Source organism: Autumnicola edwardsiae, from assembly GCF_031846505.1.
Classification (GTDB): Bacteria; Bacteroidota; Bacteroidia; order Flavobacteriales; family Flavobacteriaceae; genus Autumnicola; species Autumnicola edwardsiae.
In genome coordinates, this window is the sequence record NZ_JAVRHP010000246.1 from 1 (window position 1) to 1179 (window position 1179).

Consider the following 1179-nt stretch of genomic DNA (forward strand, 5'->3'; position numbering starts at 1 on the left):
AACTATGAATAGAAAATTTTTGGACTGCCAAAAAGATGGTTTTGCTTCCTCGTCGCAGGCACAATCTATTTCTTCTTGTGTTTTAGGTTTCAATTTTAAATACCAGGCCAAACCAAGAATTCCTATAGTAAGCGCAATCAAATAAGGACGAAAAGGTTCTATCCAGGAAAAAGTGGTTACAAGTCCACTACTACCTGCTAAAATTGCCAGGAGGGGAGTAATACAACATACGGAAGCTGTTACTGCAGTAATTATGCTCAAATATGCCGGACTATTTGATTTTTGGGAAGTTTTCATTTTACGCAGTTTTTTTAACCATTTTGATAGTAGTGAAAACAGCATCAAGTACAGCTGTTTTATCCTTCACTAAAGAATAATATAAGGTTTGCCCATCTCTTCTTGAGGAGATAAAACCCGCATCTTTAATTTTCCGGATGTGTTGAGAGATTGCCGGTACGCTCATTTCTAAAATATCAGCAATATCACAGGGACATAATTCGTCTTCCATGTTCAAGAGGAATAAAATTTTTAAACGCACCTCACTACCAGCAATAGATAGTAGTTTGGTCATATCCTGAAAATTATCATCCATTTTTTCAAGAACATTTTTACAATTGAGAAGTTGTTGATGATCAGCTTGGGCTCTTGTACACGAAATTTCCATGGTTAATTTATTATTTAGATTTCAAAGGTATAATAAAATACGTATTTAAGCAAATACTTAAATAATGTAATTAACATATTCTGCTTTATACATTTAAGAGATTATGACCATTATCTATGAGTTGTATAGCAGTCAGCACATTACCGCTTCATTTCGCTAAATACTCCATTTTGGGTAAAGAGCTTTCTTAAGAATATCTTGAGCATCCTTTTCATTTTTTCTCTTGATGTATTCGATAAATAATAAGTTGTGCTAATCTTATAGCCTTATTCTATAAACTAAGTAACAAAGGACGCCCGCTTAATAGGAATTCCATTTATTCATTTACTTCGCTTCCGGTTGTTTCTCAATTTCAGTATTTCCATTTCCTTCCCGGCCGTTGCTGTCCCTACCTTTTTTGTAATGCAAAATACCAATATTTAGAAGTTAGTACAGGTTGCATAAGCCAGTCGTCCCTCCTTTTTATAAACCTTCCCTAATTCTAAATATTGAAAATGTATCAGCATCAAAAAAGG

The 1179-nt window shown here is 34.0% G+C and carries 2 protein-coding genes; both read right to left on the reverse strand.

Annotated features, from left to right (window positions below):
- A partial coding sequence (locus RM529_RS17425) for a mercuric transporter MerT family protein (protein WP_311486009.1) occupies positions 1 to 297 on the reverse strand: 297 nt, incomplete at its 3' end.
- Between the two features lies 1 nt (position 298).
- Complete coding sequence (locus tag RM529_RS17430; protein WP_037317168.1) at positions 299 to 664, reverse strand: ArsR/SmtB family transcription factor; 366 nt, start codon at positions 662 to 664, stop codon at positions 299 to 301.
- Between the last annotated feature and the right edge of the window lie 515 nt (positions 665 to 1179).

Excerpts from the sequence above, each read along its gene's own strand:
- RM529_RS17430 (WP_037317168.1), bottom strand. The coding sequence starts at position 664 with ATGGAAATTTCGTGTACAAGAGCCCAAGCTGATCATCAACAACTTCTC.